Here is a 15,638-nt window from a genome sequence, read left to right as displayed (position 1 = left end):
AAAGTTACGGCTGGAGGCGAAACATGGCGGTCTGGCAGGTGCCGGTGGATCTGCTCGCACGCAGTCGGTTCACCATTTCGCCGATGACCGACACGGTGTCCGCGCTGCTGTCGCTGGACAGGCCGCGCCGACCGTGGCAGCACGCCTGGCGGCGGCCACACGTTGCCGCATACGAGGAGATGCTGGCTCGACGGCCGGTGGTGCGGGCATTGGTGGCCGCTGCGTTCGGGCGCCGGTACATGGCCGACTTCCTCACCCTGGCACCCGCGTCGGCCACCCCGACGTTCGCCGAGGAGCTTGCGGCCGTCATCGCACGCCCCGACGAGCAGATCCGCGCCGACCTGCGGGCGACCCGGCCGGGGCCACTCGATGACGTGTTGTCCGTCGACGGGCTGACGCAGGAGGCGGTGTTCCTGCTCGACTGGGTCTGGACGCACACCGTCCGTCCGGAGTGGCCGGCGCGGGAACAGCGGTTGCGGGCCGACGTCGTGGCACGTACCTCCCGGCTCAGTGCCGAGGGCTGGGCAGGCGTCTTCCCCGACCTGGCAGGCACCATGCAGTGGCTGGGGGACGGCCGGCTCCAGGTCAACGACCTCCCCGACCCGCCGCTGCCGCTCGACCGGGCCGAGCAGCTGATTTTCGTCCCGGCGCACTGCGGCCACGGCTGGGTGGTGTGGGACCAGCCCACGCGCTTCGGCATGGTCTACCCGGCCCGCGGCATTCTGGCCGATGCCGCCCCGCCTGCGCCGGATGGGCTGGACCGGCTGATCGGCCTGAACCGAGCGGCCATCCTCCGCCGGTTGGGCACACCGGTGAGCACATCGCACCTGGCCGCGCTCACCGGCCTGTCCCTGGGGTCTGTCGGCGACCACCTCCGGGTGCTGCTCGATGCCGGGGCGGTGACCAAGCAGCGTTCCGGACGCGAGGTGCTCTACTGGCGCACCCCGTTCGGCACCCTCCTGGTCGACCGCACGACCGAATCACCGGCCTCGGCGGCGCCGGGTCGGGCCGTCGGCTTTCCAGACTGACCCCGACCGAGCCAATGCCGCGTCGCGACGGCGCCCAGTTCTTCGGCGGACGGCATCACGCATGAGCGGGCTGATTTCGACGGCGAACCAGCAGGAGATCGTGACTTGCGGCGGTCCGGGCATGTCTCGCACCACAACGAGGGGCCATGCTCAGGCGCTCAGCATCGGCTTTCCTACTTCGGTCAGTTTTGTCATCGATGCTGGTCGAGGTGTTGGCGCAGCTGGAGCGCGAAGCCCTCGGCGGTGTGCAGCCGATGGGTGAGGGCGGCGACCTGCTGCTGTGCCGCCTCGTGGAAGTCCGCCAGCCGGTCGAGCAGGCCGGAGCGATCCTCGCCTGGTGGCGCGGCGGCGAGTGCGTCGAGGAGGGTGAGGAGGTCTCGCATCTCCTCCAGGGTGAAGCCGAGCGGTTTCATCCGTTTGATGACGGCGAGACGGTCGAGGTCGGCCTGGGTGTAGAGCCGGAAGCCGCCTTCGCTGCGAGCCGACGGCACGACGAGCCCGGCCTCGTCGTAGTGGCGGATGGTGCGGATACTGAGCCCGGTGCGTTCGGCGGCTTCGCCGATCTGCATGTGCCGGCCGGCTGCGGTCGGGTCGGCGCTCGGCGTGGTCATCAGTGGCCGACCTTGAGCTGCCCGGCGAGGGTGTCGTGCATTCGGGCGCTGGGCTTGTTCAGGCCGATGATCTCGACGGTCTTGCCGCGGGAGGCGTACTTCGTGGTGATCGCGTCCAGCGCGGCGACCGACGACGCGTCCCAGATGTGGGCTTGGGACAGGTCGATGATGACGGTGTCGGGATCGCCGGCGTAGTCGAACCGGGTGACCAGGTCGTTGCTGGAGGCGAAGAACAGCTCGCCGTGCACGGAGTAGATGCGGGTACGGCCGTCCGGATCCAGGACGCTGGTGACGTCTACGAGGCGGGCGACCCGGCGGGCGAAGACGACCATCGCGGCGAGTACGCCCAGGACGACGCCGATGGCCAGGTTGTGGGTGATCAGTGTGGCGGCGACGGTGGTGGCCATGACGATGGTCTCGCCCCACGGCATGCGTTTGAGGGTGCTCGGCGCGATGCTGTGCCAGTCGAACGTCGACACCGAGACGATGATCATGACGGCGACGAGGGCGGCCATCGGGATGACGGCCACGACGTCGCCGAGCGCGACCACGAGGATGAGCAGGAAGGCGCCGGCGAGGAACGTCGACAGTCTGGTCCGGGCGCCGGAAGCCTTCACGTTGATCATTGTCTGGCCGATCATCGCGCAGCCGCCCATGCCGCCGAAGAAGCCTGTCACGATGTTCGCCACGCCCTGGCCCCACGATTCGCGGGTCTTGTCGGAGCGGGTGTCGGTGATGTCGTCGACCAGCTTCGCGGTCATCAGCGACTCCATCAGCCCGACGAGCGCGATGCCCACCGCGAACGGCGCGATGACCTGCAACGTGTCGAAGGTGAACGGCACGTCGGGCAGCCCGAGGACGGGCAGGCTGTCGGGCAGCTCGCCCTCGTCGCCGACCGTCGGCACGGCCACGTGAGCCAGCACCGTGAACGCGGTCAGCGCGACGATCGCCACCAGCGGCGCCGGAATCGCGGTGGTCAGCCGGGGGAGAACGAACATGACGGCGAGGGCGACCGCGACGAGCGGGTAGACCAGCCAGGGCACGCCGAGCAGATGCGGGATCTGTGCCATGAAGATCAGGATGGCGAGGGCGTTGACGAACCCGACCATGACGCTGCGGGGAATGAAGCGCATCAGCTTCGCGACGCCCACCGCGGCCAGTACGATCTGGATCGCTCCGCCGAGGATGACCGCGGCGATCAGATAGTTCAGCCCGTGCTCGCGGGCCAGCGGGCCTACGACGAGAGCGATGGCGCCGGTCGCGGCGGAGATCATCGCGGGCCGACCGCCGCAGACCGCGATCGTGACAGCCATCGTGAACGACGCGAACAACCCCACCCGAGGATCGACCCCGGCCAGGATGGAGAACGAGATGGCCTCCGGGATCAGCGCCAACGCCACGACCAGTCCGGCGAGCACCTCGGTCCGCAGTACCCGGGGCGACAGCCACGCCGGGCGGGGCAGGCGCGCTCGGCCGAACGCCGCTTGCAGGGAAGGCATGTCGCTCATCTCCAGGAAGCACAGCAAGCGCACGGCAACGCGCCCGCTGAGATCAAGAACGGCGCACGGCGCCACATGGCAGAGGTCGGCGTTCGCGCCGATCCAGCGGTCGGCAGCCACACCGCCTGCGACGACCTCGGCAGACCCTACTCTCCGGTGAGAGGAGAGTCGGCCTTGACGGTCAGTGGCGATGATCACTAACAGCCCGCTGTAGCTCCCATGCCGCGCTCGACCCGGGAGCGGCGCCCAGCTCGGTGCCATCCAGACCCCCGACGAGGACTTCAGCGCAGCTCCATGATCACTGTTGGCGACGGAGCCAGAGCCGTGACCGGAAAGGTCACCGGGTCGTGGCGCGCCTGGGCAGATTCTGTCGAAATCAATTCCGTGGCGTGTGGCAGACGTCCTACCGTGGGGCGGTGGCGACTCAGATGATCATCCTCAACGGTGGTTCCAGCTCGGGGAAGTCCGGGATCGTACGGTGCCTGCAGGCCGTGCTTCCGGATCCGTGGCTCGCGTTCGGCTGCGACTCGTTCGTCGACGCGCTGCCCGCGAAGCTGCATGCGTCGGACGAGGGGATCGTGTTCGCGGCGGACGGCGCAGTGAGCGTCGGGGCGGATTTCCGGGCGCTGCAGACGGCTTGGATGGAGGGTGTCGCGGCCATGGCCCGGGCAGGCGCCAGGGTCATCATCGACGATGTCTTTCTCGGCGGATCCGGGTCCCAGCAGAGCTGGCAGAAGACTCTGGGTGAGCTGGACGTGCTATGGGTCGGCGTCAGATGTGAGAGCGAGGTCGCTGCCGGCCGTGAGGTCGCCCGTGGAGACCGGGTCCAGGGAATGGCTGCGTTGCAGGCGGATGTGGTTCACGACGGCGTGGTTTACGACCTGGAGGTGGACACGACGCATACCGAGTCCCTCGTGTGCGCGCGGGCCATCGCCGCCCGCGTCAGCTGATCGACGGATCAGCTCCGGGCCGCCCGGTAGGTAGCAGCGGGCAACCCTGGCTGCGGGGAGTACGGACAAAAAACGTATGCGGGGGTGGAATCAGGTCGGTTAGGGTCACGGCCATGCTTCTCATGGACGTCTAGCGCCTCGACCGCCACCTGCAACCGCCCCTTGGGCTGCGTGTCTTCCCGCAGCCTCGCCGCTGGGCAGGCAGGTGGCGTTCCGCTGTCGTCCCCGGGTCCGTTCGCCGGCCCCGGGTTCCTCCCTTTCGGAACGCGAGGCATCGATCCGTGCAACCATTTCCCCACCGCCGCAGCGGGACCGCGCTTGTCGGTTCCCTCCTACTCACGTCCATAGGCGGAGGTCTGTTCCTGCCGCTGTCGATCGTCTACTTCACCGCGCTGACCACCGTCCCGCTCGCGGAGCTGGGCATCCTGATCGGGGCGGCCAACGCGATCACGATCCCCGTCCCGCTGTTCGCCGGAGCGCTGGCGGACCGCGTCGGCGCGCGCACACTGGTCATCGGCGCTCTACTGCTGCAGGCAGCCTCATTCCTGGCCTTCGTCCACGTCCGCCAACCCGCCGGTATCTTCATCGCCGCGGCAGTCGGCGCGACAGGCGTCAGGTTCTTCTGGTCGACGCTCTTCACGTTCATCGCCGACCACGCTGATCACACGGCGGTCCTCAAAGACGTGTGGTACGCACGAGCGAACATCACCCGTACGGTCGGTATCGGCACCGGAGGGCTGATCACCGGGGCCGTCCTCGCCGACGGCCAGGACGCCACCTACCGCGCGATCGCCTATGCGGCCTGCATCTGCCTGACCCTCGCGGCAGCCTCCCTCGCCGCCTATCCCCGTATGCCCCGCCCCACCGCCCACGGCACTGGGCCCGCCGTCGGATACCGCGCTGTGCTCGCCGACCGGCCGTTCCTGATGCTCACCGCCGTGAACACGGTCTTCGCCATGTCCACCCTCATGCTCGGCCTCACGCTGCCGACCTTCATCCGGACCGCGCTGCACGCACCCGCCTGGCTGGCCTCGGTGGTCCTGGTGGGCAACGCGATCATCATCGGCGTCCTGGGCGGCCCACTCACCCGTCGCCTTGCCCGCCATCGCCGAACACGTCTGATCTGCCTGGCTGCGGGACTGTGGACGACCTGGTCCCTGGCGTTCGCCGGCATCTCCGGCGAGCATTCGGTCTGGTCCGTGCCCGTCCTCGTCGCAGCCACCGTCCTGTTCACCACCGCCGAAATCATCCACGCACCGGCTTCCATGGCAATCGCTGCGGCCTGCGCTCCGCCGGCGACACGTGGTCGCTATCTCGCGCTGTTCCAGTATTCCTTCGTCGGCGCCGAGATCGCCGCCCCGGTCCTGTTCGCAGGTCTTTTCGGTCTCGGGCACGCAATGCCGTTCCTGGCACTGGCCGTGCTCAACATCATCGCCTTCGCCTGCACCCTGCGACTCGAACCGCACTTGCCACCTCGGGCAGTTCACGAGAAGGCGCCCCAAGTGATTCGGCAAGGAATCCAAGTCAGGGTATGAGGGTAGGTCGCGGGGCGGGACGCCGTAGCGTCGCGCCTCGCGACGGTCACCCCAGTTCGTTCCCTCGTTGCCGGCCTGCGGCGTCCAGCTACCCGGGTCACGGCCGGGCGTATCGTCGGCCGAGGTCAGCGCGTGCTGCCCGGGACGGGTACTGCGACCGTATCGACGTGACAGCCGCGTGCTCAGTACAGGCGCGAGCGCGGCGGTGGAGTCTCGCCGGAGCCCCGCAGTGTGAGCCGGGCCGGGATCACGCTCTGCATCGGCGGTCCGCTGAGGTCCTCGTGGCGGGCCAATGCCAGGCGCACCGCTTCGCGTCCCATCTGCCCGGCGTCATGGCTGACCACGGTGATGCTCAATGTCTCCGCCAGATCGAAGTCGTCGAAGCCGATGAGCGCCACTTCGCGCTGGGTGTCGCGCAGCGCGCGCAGCACGCCGGTGCTGATGCGGTTGTCGCCGGCCAGGATCGCCGTCGGCGTGACTGGGGCGGCGAGCAGCTCGCGGGTCGCCCGATCCGCGTCGGCCGCGGTGACGGCGTCGGTGCGCTCCCATTCGGTCACGGCCGCGACCCCGAAGTCGAAGAGCGCCTGGCGGTAGCCGGCGAGCCGCTCGTCGTTGGTGTAGACGGTGCTGCCGATGAAGGCGATCCGCCGATGCCCGTGCGCGAGCAGCGACCGGACCGCGTCCGTGGCACCGGCACGGTTGGCGATGACCACGCTGTCGGCGGCCAGGTTTTGAGCGGGCCGGTCCAGGCAGATGATCGGCGTGCCCAGCTGCAGCTCGCCCGCCAGGTAGCTCTGATCGGCGGCGATGGGCACCAGCAGCAGGCTGTGCACCCGGCGCTCCAGCATGGTGCTGACCACTCGGGCTTCCTGGGCGGGGTCGTCGTGCGTCACGGCGATCACCATGGTCAGGCCCTCATCGGCCAGCCCTTGCTCCACCCCGGCGGCGACCTGCGCGTAGAACGGGTTGGTCAGGTCGCCGATCACGAACGCCATGGTCCGGGAGACGCCGCCCTGGCGCAGGTCGCGAGCCAGGTGGTTGGGCCGGAACCGCAGCTGCTGGGCGGCCTGCGTGACCCGCTCCCGGGTGTGCTTGCTGACGTTCTGGTGGCCGGTGACGACCCGTGACACGGTCTTCACGCTGACTCCGGCGAGCCGGGCGACGTCGAGGAGCCTGGCCCGGCTCGGCAGCAGGCGGGTCGTGGTTCCGTCACCGACCATCTGTCGACTCCCTGTGGTGGCGGCGTTTCCGCGTGCCGACTGAACCGGTTTGGCTGCCAGATGATAACGCCCGCGAGAGGGGCGTGAAAGGGCTGTGTTCGCATGGGAACGGCCACGCATGGCGAGTGGTGGCCGACCGTGTCGAGGCAGCGCAGGACGTTGGTGCTCAGCTGATCGGGTAGGTGGCCGCGCCGCGCGCCTTACAGCCGCATCGGCGCTGCGACGTCGCGGCGAATGTTGATTCGCGCTGTTTCCTGCACGCGGCCGGCTCCGCATTGCCAAGCGCCGGAGACGACTGTAAGGCCGGCCCTGCTCCGCTCCTGAACTGTGTGGACGCCGTCTGGCAGCGTCGCCGGGCAGCGGCGTTCAGGCCCGCGTCGCTACGGCACGTCAATGTTGCAGTTTCGTAAAGTCAGGGCGGCGGGGGGTTTGGCTGCTCGGTGACGAAAGTATCGACCGCCGTCCAATGGAGACTTGGGAGTTATCGGACCCTGTCGGTTGGTGTGCCAGCTCACCGCGTCGCCGCGTATGTGGACATCGAGGGTTCTCGATTATGCTCGCCGACGGAGTTGGGGTGTCGTGATCGTGTGGTCACCGAACGCAGTCGGGTGCGAGTACACATCGATGAGCATCGCGTTTGACAACGTTGCCACAAATCGCGAGGGTGGGTTTCGCATTCCGGAAGTCAACCTGTGTGATCGGAGGAACCATGCGTTTTACCAGGCAAGCAGCGGTGGCACTCGTGGCCGTCGCTGCCCTGTTCTCCGCGGCAGCGTGTTCGTCGAGCGAAGACCCCGCTGCGGAGAAGAACGTCGAGGTTTTCACGTGGTGGGCCGACGGCGGTGAGAAGGCGGGCCTGGACGGGCTCGTGGCGCAGTTCGGCACCGCCTGCCCTGACTTCGCGTTCGTCAACGGCGCGGTCGCCGGCGGCGCCGGGTCCAACGCCAAGAGCGTGCTGGCCAGCCGCCTGCAGACCAACGACCCGCCGAGCACGTTCCAGGCGCACGCGGGCGCGGAGCTGTCGGACTACATCAACGCCGACCAGGTCGAGGACATCTCGGCGCAGTACGCCGAGTGGGGCCTGACCAGTGCGTTCCCCAAGGGCCTGATCGACAACATCACCGTCGACGGCAAGATCTACTCCGTGCCGGCGAACATCCACCGCGCCAACGTGCTGTGGAGCAACAAGACCGTGCTGGCCAAGGCCGGCATCACCGCCGACGCGACCACGCTGGACGCCTTCATCGCCGACCTGGACAAGCTCAAGGCCAAGGGCGTGGCCACGCCGCTGGCGCTGGGCAAGGACTGGACGCAGGTCATGCTCCTGGAGTCGGTGCTGATCAGCGACCTGGGCGCGGACAAGTTCACCGGCCTGTGGAACGGCTCGACGGACTGGAAGGGCGCCGACGTCACGGCGGCCATCGAGAAGTTCAAAAAGCTGCTGACCTACAGCAACGCCGACCGCGACACCTTCGACTGGACCGACGCCGAGAAGCTCATCATGGAGGGCAAGGCGGCCTACCAGCTCATGGGTGACTGGGAGGCGGCCGACCTCGACGCCAAGGGCTTCAAGGACTACGGCTACTCGGTCTTCCCGGGCAACACCGGCACCTTCCAGTGGCTGGCCGACGCGTTCGTGCTGCCCAAGGGCGCCAAGAACGTCGAGGGCACCAAGTGCTGGCTCAAGACGGTGGGCAGCGCAGAGGGCCAGAAGGCCTTCAACGTCAAGAAGGGCTCCATCCCGGCCCGCACCGACGTCAGCTCCGACGGCTTCCCGGCCTACCAGCAGGCCGCGATGACCAGCTGGAAGGCCGACAAGCAGGTGCCGTCCTGCGCTCACGGCTCGGCCTGCTCGCAGGGCCTGCAGGGTGCGATCGTGAGCGCCGCCGGCAAGTTCTCCACCGACGGTGACGTCGCCGCGCTGCAGAACGCGCTCGCCGCGGCCGCCGCGCAGTTCGCCGCCAAGAAGTAGCGCCCCCGGCCGAAGGAGCAACACCATGCGCAGCTGGAAGCGGCCGTGGCTATCCGGCCTGCTGCTGATCTCACCCTCGCTGATCCTGCTCGGCGTTCTGGTCTACGGGCTCATCGCCTGGACGGTCAACCTGTCCATGCAGGACCGGCACAACGCCCGTGAGTCCAAGGGGTTCGCGGGCCTGGACAACTACGTCAATCTGTTCACCAACGACATCAACGACCGGTTCACGCACTCCCTGAAGAATCTGCTGGTCTTCACGATCGTCTTCATGGTCGGCACGCTGGTGATGGGCCTGATCTGGGCGCTACTACTGGAACGTGGCGCGCGTGCCGAGGGCGTCTTCCGGACCGTCTACCTGTTCCCGATGGCCGTCTCGTTCGTCGCGTCCGGCGTGGTGTGGCGCTGGCTGATGAACCCCGGCGAGGGCGACGACGCCGGCGGCCTCAACGCCGTCTTCGGCGGCCTGGGCCTCGACTTCCTGCAGAACCCCTGGTGGACCGACCCCGACTGGGGCATGGCCGCGATGGCGGTGCCTGCGATCTGGCAGCTGGCCGGGTATGTGATGGCGCTGTTCCTCGCGGGATTCCGCGGCATCCCGAACGAGCTGCGTGAGGCCGCCGCGATGGACGGCGCGAGCAACTTCCAGCTCTACCGCCGGGTCCTGTTCCCACAGCTCACGCCGACCGTGCTGTCCGCGATGATCATCACCGGCCACATGTCGATGAAGATGTTCGATCTGATCATGTCGGTCTCCGGAGCCCAGTGGATCACCGAGGTCCCCGCGGTCTACGTCTGGCAGACCCTGCTCACCAGCGACTACGCCAAGGCCGCCGCGATCTCGGTGTTCCTGCTCGTCGTCGTCGCGATCGTGGTCGTGCCCTACCTCATCCACGTCAACCGGGCGGAGAAGCGCTCATGACCAGCCAGACCATGGCGCCCGACGAGGTCCGCAGCGGACCCGCCCCGGCAGCGGGCGGCCGGAAGGCAAGGCCGTCACCCGTCGGCCAGCTCGTGCGGCACGCGCTGCTGCTGCTGTTCCTGCTGATCGTGCTGATGCCCCTGTACGTGCTCATCGTCACCAGCTTCAAGTCTGGCCGGGAGATCGGCGTCGACGGCCAGTGGAGCCTGCCCGAGGTGTGGACCACCGCGTCCTGGGAGAAGGCCTGGACCGCGCTCGGGCCGTCGTTCCTGCGCACCTTCGAGCTGGCGATCCCGGTCGCGCTGATCTCCTCGATCATCGGCGCGGCCAACGGCTTCGTGCTGTCGCGCTGGCGCTTTCCCGGCGCCGACGTGGTGTTCACCCTGATCCTGTTCGGCATGTTCATCCCGTACCAGGCGGTCATGATCCCGCTGCGCGAGGTGGTGCAGTTCATCGGACTGCCCGGGGGCATCCCGACGCTGATCTTCGTGCACGTGGTCTACGGCATCCCGATCTGCACCCTGATCTTCCGCAACTACTACGCCACCACGGTGCCGGTCGAACTGATCGAGGCCGGACGGGTGGACGGTGCGGGACTGCTGCGCACGTTCCGGATGCTGATCCTGCCGCTCTCCGGGCCGGCCTTCGTCGTGACGGTCATCTGGCAGTTCACCTCGTCGTGGAACGACTACCTGTTCGCGATCTTCCTGTCCAACACCCGCAACGGCCCGATCACCATCGCGCTCAACGCGCTGGCGGGTGCGCAGTCGCCCGACTATGCGGCATCGATGGCCGGTGCGCTGATCACGTCGCTGCCCACGCTGGTGGTGTACGTGCTGCTCGGCAGGTGGTTCATCGGCGGCCTGATGGCCGGCGCGATCAAGAGCTGACGTGGTCACGCCGGGGCGGCCACCGCGCCGCCCCGGCACCGCCCCACCGCTTTTGTTGAAACGTCGAGAAGTTTTGTCGATCTCGCGTAAACATCTAGACATTTGAACTTGACAATCATAGGGTGGCAGTCGCCGGGCAACGGCGTGCCGGGCCGACTTGGACATGGCAACGTTGTCCGATCGCTGACCAGGCACGCCGCTGTGTGTTGAGGGCTGCCGTCAGACGCCCGTACACGTTGCTCCGCTCTCCCTGGAGGAACAGTGTCCGCAATGTCCCGCTCCCTGCCCAGGCTCGCCGCGCTGTCGGCGACCTCGCTGCTCGCCGCACTCGGCGTCGCGGCACCCGCCACCGCCGCACCGACCGGTGCCGCGCCCCTGGCCGTCATCTGCAACCGCTACTGCGACGGGCGCGACGCGGCGCTCGCGCCCACCGACCGGGTCCCGCTCACCGTGACCATCTACGGCCGCCAGATCAGCCTGCACTTCAACGACACCGACGCCATGTCCTGGGGCGTCATCGCCAACGGCAACCCCGGCGACCAGGTATGGCTGGACCGCTCGTTCAACGGCGGGCGCACCGTCACCGACAGCCGCCTGGGCCTGGCCACCACACCCGGGGGCAGCCGCACCGCGCGCACCCCGATGTACAATGTCGACCAGTGGAGCACCAACGCCGTCGGCGCGCTGCGCGCCTGCGGCAAAGCCGGTGACCGGCCTGAGACCGTCTGCACCGCCTGGGCCCGCACCACCTGGAACGCCGGCAACCGGCGCACCGCCGCCGCGACCGGGCTGATGATGAGCTACCACAACGGCACCGGCCTGTTCGACACGACCGGCTGGTGGAACAGCGCCAACGCGCTCACGGCCGTCATCGACAACATCCGGGTCACGGGCATGGGCAGTTACCGCTACGCCATCGCCAACACCTACGACCGCAACGTCAACAGCCGCCTGGGTCAGTTCCGCAACGAGTACCTCGACGACACCGGCTGGTGGGCGATGGCCTGGATCTCGGCGTACGACCTGACGGGGGAGAGCCGCTACCTGAACACCGCCCGGGTGGCGGCCGACCACATGGCCGCGTACTGGGACGGCACCTGCGGCGGCGGCATCTGGTGGAGCACCGCGCGCACCTACAAGGCGGCCATCGCCAACAGCCTCTACCTGCAGGTCAGCGCGGCACTGCACAACCGCATCCCAGGCGACACGGTCTACCTGCAGCGCGCCCAGCAGGAATGGACCTGGTTCCAGAACACCGGAATGATCAACAGCTCGAACCTGGTGAACGACGGCATCAGCCTGTCCACCTGCCGCAACAACGGCTCTACGGTGTGGTCGTACAACCAGGGCGTGCTGCTGGCCGGCCTGACCGAGCTGCACCGTGCGACCGGCGACGCGGCTTTGCTGACCCGGGCCCGCCAGCTCGCCAACGCCGCCACCACCACCCCGCAGCTGCACTCCGGCGGCATCCTGCGCGACCCCTGCGAGAGCGGGAACTGCGGCGCCGACGGCACCTCGTTCAAGGGCGCACACGTGCGCGGCCTCGGCCAGCTCAACGCCCTGCTGACCGACCACCCGTACGACGCCTACCTGCGGCTGCAGGCCGACACGGCCTACGCCCGCGACCGGACCGCGCTGGACACCTACGGCCTGCGCTGGGCCGGGCCCGTCGACACCACCGACGCCGCCCGCCAGCACAGCGCGCTCGACCTGATGAACGCCGCGCCGTGACAGCCTGGGGCCCGGCCGGCGCACTGCCGGCCGGGCCCCGGCCCGGATCCTGCCGGGTGGCTCCGTGCCCCGCCTCTCGACCCTTGCCCGACCCGCTGACCTCGCTGTTCAACGGGCTCCTAGACTTGGCGGGTGCCGATCACCCTGTCGCTGCTGGAAACGGTGCGCTGGGACGGCGAGCCGGTGCTGGGCGAGCGGCCGCAAGCGCTCCTGGCCGCGCTCGCCGCTGCCGGACGGACGGTCGGTTCCCCGCGTCTGGTCGACCTCATCTGGGAAGAGGACGTCCCCGCCAATCCACTCAAAGCACTTCAGGTGCTGGTCTCGCGGACGAGGACGGCGCACGGGCCGGACTCGGTGGTTCGCGACGGCGACGGCTACCGCCTGGGCATCGACCGGTCGCAGGTGGACACACAGGTGCTCGCGGACCGGCTCGCCGCGGCCCGGTCCGCGTTCGAGTCCGACCCGGCACGCGCAGCCGACCTGGCCGCTGCGGCCGTTGCGCTCGGCGCGGTCGCCGCCGGCGACGGCCACGGTCCGCTCGCTTCGCTGCGGCGCGAGGCCGAACACGACCTTGAGCAGGCCCGGCTGCTGCTGGCCAGGGCCAGGGCCAGGCTCGGCGAGTACGCCGCTGCGCTGCCCGCCCTGACCGAGGCATGGGCCGCGAACCCCGCCGACGAGGCACTGCTGGCGGACCTGCTGCGCAGCGAGGCGGCGGTCCGCGGCACCGGTGCCGCGTTGAGCCGATACGAGACCTACCGTGCGGACCTGCGTGACCGCATCGGCGCCGACCCCGGCCCGGACCTGCGCCGCGTCCACAGCGAGCTGCTCGTCCAGGACAGCCCGGTCCGTGCGGGCGTGCGTTATGAGGCGACCACTCTGCTCGGCCGCGCAGCCGACATCCGTCGGCTGAAGGCGTCGCTGGCCGCCTTCCGGGTGGTGTCCATCGTCGGACCGGGAGGACTGGGCAAGACCCGGCTGGCCCATGTGCTCGGCCGGGAGTACCCGGCCCCGGTGGTGCATTTCGTCGAGCTCGTCGGCGTCACCGCACCCGACGACCTCGTCGGCGAGATCGGGTCGGCGCTGGGCGTACGGGACTCGGTCAGCGGCCGGCGCGCCCTCACCTCGGAGCAGCGGGCCGACGTACGGGCCCGGATCGCGCGCTACCTCGACCAGGCGCCGAGCCTGCTGATCCTGGACAACTGCGAGCACATCGTCGCCGCTGTCGCCGACCTCGTCGCCTACCTTGCCGCGACCACCCGTGAGCTGCGAATACTCACCACCACCAGGGCGCCGCTGGCCATCGCCGCCGAACAGGTCTACCTGCTGGCGGAGCTGGACACCAAGGACGCGGCCGAGCTGTTCCGGCAGCGGGCCGTGGCTGCCCGACCGGACGTGCACCTCGCCGGCGCGGACGAGGTGGTGGCCGAGATCGTCGAGCGTCTCGACGGGCTCCCGCTCGCCATCGAACTGGCGGCGGCGAAGGTACGCGTGATGGCCGTCGCGGACATCGCCCGCCGCCTGGAGAACCGGTTCGCGTTGCTGCGCGGCGGGGACCGCAGCGCACCCGACCGGCATCAGACGCTGCTGGCCGTCATCGACTGGTCCTGGAACCTGCTCGCCGAACGGGAGCGCAGGGCCCTGCGCTGGCTGTCGGTGTTCCACGACGGATTCACCCTCGCCGCCGCGGAGGCGATGCTCGGCGACGACGCGCTCTCGGCAGTTCACGATCTGGCGGACCAGTCGTTGCTGACCGTCGTGGAGACCGGTCCCGGCGGCGTGCGCTACCGGATGCTGGAGACCGTACGCGAGTTCGGCCGGATGCAGCTGGTCGACGCCGGTGAGGACGACGCGGCCGAGCAGGCCCAGCGTGCCTGGGCGGTCGCCTACTCCGCGCGGCACGCCCGCGCCCTGTTCAGCCCGAGGCAGTTCGACGTCGTCGACGCCATCCGCCCCGAGGAGACGAACCTCTCCGACGTGCTCCGCCGGACCTTCGCCGCGCCGGACCCGGCGGCGACGGTGCAGATCCTCGCCGCCCTGGCCGGATACTGGATCATTCTGGGTGAACACCCCCGCCTGCTGGTTCTCATCGAAGCGGCGGCGAACGCGGTGGACGGCTGGACGCCTCCGCCGGATCTCGCCGACGCCACCCGGATGGCGATCGCGATGACCCTCAACGGTTCCCTGATCGCCAATTCGCCTCATTCCGACCTGCTGCGGGCCACCTTGCGGGCGATCGGGCCGGGCGAGCACGATCCGTGGATCTCCGCGATGGTCACCATGCTGACCGACATCGATCCACGCTCGGCCGACGGCTATCTCCACCAGCTACGTGCGCATGCCGCCTCCCCGGACCGTGAGATCGCTGCCCTGGCGTTGCCGTGGCTGAGCCAGGCCTTGGAGAACATGGGCGATCCGGACGCGGCGATGGACGCCGCCGAGCGCGGCTTGCAGCTCGCGGACGACACGGTGGGCCCCTGGTCGCAGGCGATCATGCACACCATGGCCGCGCAGCTCGCGATGCAGCTCGGCCGGGGCAGAGAAGCGGCGGTCCATGCGCACGTCGCGTTGCCGGTGCTCGACCGGCTCGGTGCCCGCGATGACGCCATCCAGCTGCGTTCGCTGCTCGCCCTGGTGATGATCTCCGAGGGTGATGTCGACGCCGCCGCCGGCCAGCTCGCCGGCCTCGGCGACGCGACGGAGTCCGAGGGAGCCCTGGCCGGCCGGCTCTCCTTCGATCTGGGCAGGGCCGAGCTGGCCCTGGCCCGCGGTGACGTCGAGGCCGGGTTGGCCGGCTACCGATCGGCGTGCGTGCGGGTGCGGGAGCTGCGGATCCCGTCCGTCGCGGCGACGGGGCTGGAGCCGTGGGTGCTGGTCGCCGAGGCGACAAGTCTGGCCGCACACGCCTACTACGCGCCGGCCGATGACCCGATCGGTGCCGCGTTGTTCGCGCGGGACCGTGACCAGGCGTTGCAGGTGCTCGACCCCGACCATCCCTACCTGGACTATCCGGTCTGTGGGCTGGTGCTGTTCGCGCTCGGTGCGTGGGGACTGCTGCGCGGAGCCCTGCCCGTCCAGGACGCGGTGCGGCTGATCGCGCTGGCGGACCGTTTCGCGTACAACCGGAGCATGCCCACGTTGGCCTGGGCGCGGATCGTTGTCCACGCCGAGGAGCGCGCGCCGGGGCTGCTGGCCGCGTTGGCTGCCGAGTACGGCGACCGGCGCGGCCCCGACCTGCTCGACGAGGCGCGCAGCCTGGTGGAGCGGATCGGGGCCGGCTGAC

General features: G+C 69.4%; 11 protein-coding genes. 8 read left to right on the top strand and 3 right to left on the bottom strand.

The features are described from left to right. Nucleotides 1-83: 83 nt before the first annotated feature. Nucleotides 84-1,028 (top strand): ArsR/SmtB family transcription factor, encoded by a 945-nt coding sequence (locus tag FLL47_RS22725; RefSeq protein ID WP_246158436.1) that lies wholly within the window; start codon nt 84-86, stop codon nt 1,026-1,028. A 191-nt stretch (nt 1,029-1,219) separates the two neighbouring features. Here FLL47_RS22725 and FLL47_RS22720 read toward each other — a convergent pair whose 3' ends face one another. Both FLL47_RS22720 and FLL47_RS22715 read right to left on the bottom strand, forming a co-directional pair. After that, complete coding sequence (locus FLL47_RS22720) at nt 1,220-1,639, bottom strand: MerR family transcriptional regulator (protein ID WP_246158433.1); 420 nt, start codon at nt 1,637-1,639, stop codon at nt 1,220-1,222. Then, nucleotides 1,639-3,138 (bottom strand): SulP family inorganic anion transporter, encoded by a 1,500-nt coding sequence (locus FLL47_RS22715; RefSeq protein ID WP_144122580.1) that lies wholly within the window; start codon nt 3,136-3,138, stop codon nt 1,639-1,641. The genes FLL47_RS22720 and FLL47_RS22715 overlap by 1 nt, the downstream gene beginning before the upstream one ends. 416 nt (nt 3,139-3,554) lie before the next feature. Here FLL47_RS22715 and cpt point away from each other — a divergent pair, with 416 nt between their 5' ends. Both cpt and FLL47_RS22705 read left to right on the top strand, forming a co-directional pair. Then, entirely contained in the window at nt 3,555-4,088 is a 534-nt protein-coding gene (cpt, locus tag FLL47_RS22710) for a chloramphenicol phosphotransferase CPT (protein WP_222106143.1), read from the top strand. A gap of 281 nt (nt 4,089-4,369) precedes the next feature. Continuing rightward, a complete protein-coding gene (locus FLL47_RS22705; protein ID WP_246158430.1) occupies nt 4,370-5,623 on the top strand; it encodes an MFS transporter in 1,254 nt (417 codons plus the stop codon). Nucleotides 5,624-5,805: 182 nt separating this feature from the next. Here the strand turns inward: FLL47_RS22705 and FLL47_RS22700 are convergent, their stop codons facing one another. After that, on the bottom strand, nt 5,806-6,843 hold the full coding sequence (locus tag FLL47_RS22700) for a LacI family DNA-binding transcriptional regulator (protein ID WP_144122578.1): 1,038 nt from the start codon (nt 6,841-6,843) through the stop codon (nt 5,806-5,808). 709 nt (nt 6,844-7,552) lie between these two features. Between FLL47_RS22700 and FLL47_RS22695 the strand changes: the two genes are divergently transcribed. The 5 genes from FLL47_RS22695 to FLL47_RS22675 all read left to right on the top strand — a co-directional run bounded on the left by FLL47_RS22695 (nt 7,553) and on the right by FLL47_RS22675 (nt 15,637). Further along, complete coding sequence (locus tag FLL47_RS22695; RefSeq protein ID WP_144122577.1) at nt 7,553-8,815, top strand: ABC transporter substrate-binding protein; 1,263 nt, start codon at nt 7,553-7,555, stop codon at nt 8,813-8,815. A 136-nt stretch (nt 8,816-8,951) separates the two neighbouring features. Next, nucleotides 8,952-9,737: a carbohydrate ABC transporter permease gene (locus FLL47_RS22690; RefSeq protein WP_425457752.1), complete on the top strand. Its 786-nt coding sequence runs from the start codon at nt 8,952-8,954 to the stop codon at nt 9,735-9,737. A gap of 11 nt (nt 9,738-9,748) precedes the next feature. Then, a complete protein-coding gene (locus tag FLL47_RS22685; RefSeq protein ID WP_425457751.1) occupies nt 9,749-10,627 on the top strand; it encodes a carbohydrate ABC transporter permease in 879 nt (292 codons plus the stop codon). Between the two features lie 270 nt (nt 10,628-10,897). Continuing rightward, on the top strand, nt 10,898-12,358 hold the full coding sequence (locus FLL47_RS22680) for a glycoside hydrolase family 76 protein (protein WP_144122574.1): 1,461 nt from the start codon (nt 10,898-10,900) through the stop codon (nt 12,356-12,358). A gap of 132 nt (nt 12,359-12,490) precedes the next feature. Then, entirely contained in the window at nt 12,491-15,637 is a 3,147-nt protein-coding gene (locus FLL47_RS22675) for an ATP-binding protein (protein ID WP_144122573.1), read from the top strand. Nucleotide 15,638 lies beyond the last annotated feature (1 nt).

Origin of the sequence: Catellatospora sichuanensis, assembly GCF_007483665.1 — a bacterium.
Lineage (GTDB): Bacteria > Actinomycetota > Actinomycetes > Mycobacteriales > Micromonosporaceae > Catellatospora > Catellatospora sichuanensis.
Note: the sequence above shows the minus strand (reverse complement) of the source record. Positions and strands in the feature narration are given on the sequence as shown.

What these genes read in the sequence shown, in the direction of transcription:
- FLL47_RS22725 (WP_246158436.1), top strand. Translation starts at nt 84, where the DNA reads ATGACCGACACGGTGTCCGCGCTGCTGTCGCTGGACAGGCCGCGCCGA.
- FLL47_RS22720 (WP_246158433.1), bottom strand. Translation starts at nt 1,639, where the DNA reads ATGACCACGCCGAGCGCCGACCCGACCGCAGCCGGCCGGCACATGCAG.
- FLL47_RS22715 (WP_144122580.1), bottom strand. Translation starts at nt 3,138, where the DNA reads ATGCCTTCCCTGCAAGCGGCGTTCGGCCGAGCGCGCCTGCCCCGCCCG.
- FLL47_RS22700 (WP_144122578.1), bottom strand. Translation starts at nt 6,843, where the DNA reads ATGGTCGGTGACGGAACCACGACCCGCCTGCTGCCGAGCCGGGCCAGG.
- FLL47_RS22695 (WP_144122577.1), top strand. Translation starts at nt 7,553, where the DNA reads ATGCGTTTTACCAGGCAAGCAGCGGTGGCACTCGTGGCCGTCGCTGCC.
- FLL47_RS22690 (WP_425457752.1), top strand. Translation starts at nt 8,952, where the DNA reads ATGCAGGACCGGCACAACGCCCGTGAGTCCAAGGGGTTCGCGGGCCTG.
- FLL47_RS22685 (WP_425457751.1), top strand. Translation starts at nt 9,749, where the DNA reads ATGGCGCCCGACGAGGTCCGCAGCGGACCCGCCCCGGCAGCGGGCGGC.
- FLL47_RS22680 (WP_144122574.1), top strand. Translation starts at nt 10,898, where the DNA reads ATGTCCCGCTCCCTGCCCAGGCTCGCCGCGCTGTCGGCGACCTCGCTG.